Annotated in this window: 3 protein-coding genes; all 3 read right to left on the bottom strand. The window is 40.6% G+C overall.

Annotation, left to right across the window (positions count from 1 at the left end; genetic code table 11):
* Nucleotides 1-344: 344 nt before the first annotated feature.
* Entirely contained in the window at nt 345-1,328 is a 984-nt protein-coding gene (locus ABF638_RS36955; RefSeq protein ID WP_435027714.1) for a polysaccharide deacetylase family protein, read from the bottom strand.
* A 492-nt stretch (nt 1,329-1,820) separates the two neighbouring features.
* Nucleotides 1,821-2,705, bottom strand: a complete 885-nt coding sequence (locus ABF638_RS36950) for an aspartoacylase (RefSeq protein ID WP_435027713.1) — start codon at nt 2,703-2,705, stop codon at nt 1,821-1,823.
* A gap of 52 nt (nt 2,706-2,757) precedes the next feature.
* Nucleotides 2,758-3,813, bottom strand: coding sequence for a glutathione S-transferase family protein (locus ABF638_RS36945; RefSeq protein WP_435027715.1), 1,056 nt, complete (start codon nt 3,811-3,813; stop codon nt 2,758-2,760).
* Nucleotides 3,814-4,061 lie beyond the last annotated feature (248 nt).

Raw genomic sequence — 4,061 nt, 5'->3', positions numbered from 1 at the left:
TCGCTGGTTTTAGTCTTAACACGCTCAAAGACTTATTTAGAATGAAATAGCCCTGCTAAGAAGCCTTATTGACTATTGCCTATTGCCTATTGCCTGCCTACGCAAATTCATTCAAAAATCACAGCGGATTCCTATATGACATTAATCGCATCTAAAAAAAAATAACCTCTAGGGAAGGGATATCACCAGAGGTTTTTAATAAAGACATTGGAATAGTGAACTATTATAAAAATAAATCTATCTTTTTGCCAACCCTATTACCTCCTTCTCAAGCATAGGTCAAAGTTAATTTTGCCTGTAATTAAGGATACGAATTGGACTGAGAAATCGCATAGATGATATTTTTACCTCTTTTGAGGCACTAATACAGGCAGTTGACGCGCACCCGCTACGAATTTGGCGTGTTGTCCAACAGTCAAAACATTAAACTGACTGGATATAAGTTCTAAACTTTTGTTAACTATTGCTAGCTTTTTGTAGGTAGGGACGCTCATTCCAGGGAAAAATGATAGTTCTGGTACATCCTCTTGACTTACAAAGTCTGTGGGGTGGAGTAGCAAAGAAGGTTGAACGCGTGTAAGTTTACACAACCAAAGGGCAATTCGCAGGTAGAGTAACGCCACTTCCGAAGAAAATGTACTTAGATACATGATGTAACTGAAGTGAATTGGCACCTTGAAAATTGGCATAGTGGTAACGGGAATCTCAGTCAGTTTATCCTTACCCATGTGCCACTGGTAAGGTTTTAGAGGCTGCAAACCCTCTTTGAAACCACCAAACAAGGCTTCCCGTTTCTTACGTTCTTCCTTGCTCAATTTACAGGTCATTAAATAATAAGCTCGTGCTATTGGCCCCAAAAATGTGGGGAAGGTCGAAGCATCATATTCATATCCCCGGCGTGCTAGGACTTTTAATACCGCAGGAGAAAAACTGTATCCCGGCCCCCGAAAGCCAATAGGATGTTGATGAGTGACGCGCTTGATATGTTCTTCGGCAAGTGCCACCTCTTGTTCAATCTCATCCTCTGAATACAGATGTAGCCAAGGATCATGGTAGAATGAATGATTGCCAATTTCGTGGCCGGCGTTAGCGATCGCTTGTATTGCTTTAGAGTTCTTTTCCAGCGCTGCATCCTGACCCACAATAAATACTGTGATTGTCAAATTCCATTGCTGAAGAATATCTAAGAAACGAGGTACTGCGATATCCAGGTAAGAGGGAAAAGTCTCCCAACCCGGAGCGCCCTGATTTTTTAAATAAGACCAAATATTATCCAAGTCTAAAGAAAGACTGGCTATTGGTCTGTTTCCTTGTTGCTTGGTTTTCATTATAAATTCAAGTATTTGGACAATTTTAAGCGTAAATTATAGTGTTGATTTGAGCTTTATCGCTCAAGTTCCGTACTTCGACTCAAGCCTGGTTTTAGGGGAAAATTCCAGCCAGAAGGTTTGACGCTCCTCATTTTCAAAATAAAGAGTTACTTTAAGAGCAGAATTCCGTAGGCGTAGCCAGTTATAGACATCACCCAGATTAGTGTCTCATATTTATAAACAAATTCTGCTTCTCTAAAAAATATTTTTGATGAATTAGATAATGGGCTTTTAGCATTTTTTGAATATCGACTTTATCAGCCCTGCGGACAAATTTTTACCCTGGTATTTAATTCCTGGTGATTAATATATCATAATCAAGATACATTTACACTTAATATAAGTAGGTTTTAGCAATCGCGCTATATATAGAAGTTATTAATGATTTGGATGCTCAATTTTTACCATTAGTTCCAATAAAAAGCAATTATACAAAAAATTTTCCATATCCTAGATATTGATTTGCTGCCTTTGAGTCAAACACATTGCAATTCCCTTTTCGTAGTAAGCTGCCTCATTAATAAAAATCGGCCAAACGGTAGATGCACCATCGTAAATAATTGTTTTATTATCGAAAGTTATAAAAATTGGGTCTCCTGGGTTTAACGCTTGATAATCCTTATCTTGCAGCTCTGGATGAATCATCCCAAAAATTGTTCCATCCGGTTTTTTGGGATAGTCTACAACAGATAAGTGGTCGTAGATAATCAACGTTTCGTTAGTTGATGGAATTTCACCCTGGTTAAGCTGTTCCAAATAGTCCAGAACTGCATGAACAAGTTCTTCTGTTTGTTGAAACAGCGTCGCTTTTAAGATACCTTGAGCAATCGGGCCAACCTCGATTGCAAAGCCTAATTCGCATAGAGAATTTACAAATGGGTTTTCTTCAATTGATTTAAAAGAGCAGCGATAAACCTTCACCAAAGGGCTGACATGGCTTAAATAAGCAGCCAATTTCAAGTTTAAGGGATGACTATTTACCAAAATAATTGTCAGACCCATATTAGCTGTACTGCTGTGCAAGTCTAAGATGAAGTCTGCTTGTTTATCCCCGTTTGATGCTAGAGTGTCCTGGATTGATTTCGCTTGTAATTCTTCGTAACTGTTCAGAGTGGGATTTTGTAAATCTTGCTTGAGAAAACAGCGATTTAAATCCTTCTCTACATATCGCCTCCCTGCTGCAAAAGCATGAGGATTTGCTAACAAGGTGACTGTCTCAAAACTTGGTCTAGTAATTAAATTGGGAAACTGGGCAAATTTTTGGCTCAGGTAGGCCCCTGTAAACTCATTGCCATGAGTTCCGCCGACAATTGCAACTCGATTAATCTGGTTCACGATTACACCAACTCTAGAATGCAGTCATCGAGGTATTAGTTTTTAATGTACCTTATGAAGCATTCACTTTGCCGATGCGATCGCGATCGTGTGGTTGATTAAGATAGGACATATCAGGCCCATCGGGAATAATCCCGCCAGGATTGAGTGGGAATAGGTTTCCGTAGTAGTCGTGCTTCACAGTTTCTAAGTCGCAGGTGTCAGCAACACCTGGAAGCTGATATAAATCACTTAGGTAAACTCCCAAGTTCTGATAGTCTCGAATTCGCCGCCGATTACATTTAAATAAACCGTAGTAGGCACTATCAAACCGAAATAACGTCGTGAATAAACGCACATCTGCGAGTGTGAGATTATCTCCGCACAGATATCGATTAGTCTGCAATGCTATGTCAATCTCATCAAGAGTTGTGAACAATTCATTACAGGCTTGATTATATGCTTCTTGAGTCTGGGCAAAGCCGCAACGATATACACCGTTATTTACGGCGTGATAAATCTTCTCATTCCACCAGTCAATTTTCTCTTTGAGTGCTTCTGGGTAAAGATCAAGCGTGGGATTGTTGGCGAACTCGTTAAACTGAGAGTTCAGCATCACGATAATCTCTGAACTCTCATTGTTGACAATGGTTTTGGTTTGGTTATCCCATAAAATTGGAACTGTAAAGCGTCCGCTGTAGCCGGGTTCTGCCCGCTGATAAAATTCAACTAGTGTGCGGCAACCTTCTTCTTCTTCGTTGAATATCCAACCGCCTTCAATGGGAGAAGGAGAGACAATACATACTGATATTACCGCTTCGAGTTTTTTCAGCGATCGCACAACCAAAGTTCGGTGCGCCCAAGGACAGCCCAGCCCAACATAGAGTTTGTAGCGCCCAACTGCTGGTGGGTGTGGATTCCCTGACTCTGTACCAATGAACTTCCGAAACTGGCTGTTAGGACGAATATATGCTCCCGACTTATTGCTAGGAGCAAGCTGGGACATCATTATTTGCCACATAGTCGTCCAGACAAACTTTCCCAGCCAAATGATCAGCTTTGGAGGAAGTGTCCTGCCCTTCTTCTTGGGAAGATTTTTATCGTCATCCATTGGAGTTGAGTTATTCATGGCGACACTCTTGCTTTCGGAGCGATCGACGTTACCACTGTATGTGGTGTTCAATTTATAATCAGTAGGTTTCCATGCCTACACGCACCTTGAGATTTCTTACTTTACTCTACTACGCTTTGCCTGAACTATTGCATCTATAAGTTCGTGGGCTTTGAAGATTGGGTTTCGTTCTTCAACCCAACTTTGTCTCTTAGAGGATGTTTTAAAAGTGGTTGGCTGTAATTTTAGGCACTTGTTGATCCCCC

It is taken from the genome of Nostoc sp. CALU 1950, assembly GCF_051172895.1.
Lineage (GTDB): Bacteria > Cyanobacteriota > Cyanobacteriia > Cyanobacteriales > Nostocaceae > Nostoc > Nostoc edaphicum_A.
The sequence above is the reverse complement of the archived record's forward strand: the minus strand, read 5'-3'. Positions and strand labels throughout refer to the sequence as shown.

Bases quoted from the DNA above. Each gene is read 5' to 3' on its own strand.
- ABF638_RS36955 (WP_435027714.1), bottom strand. From the start codon at position 1,328: ATGAAAACCAAGCAACAAGGAAACAGACCAATAGCCAGTCTTTCTTTA.
- ABF638_RS36945 (WP_435027715.1), bottom strand. From the start codon at position 3,813: ATGAATAACTCAACTCCAATGGATGACGATAAAAATCTTCCCAAGAAG.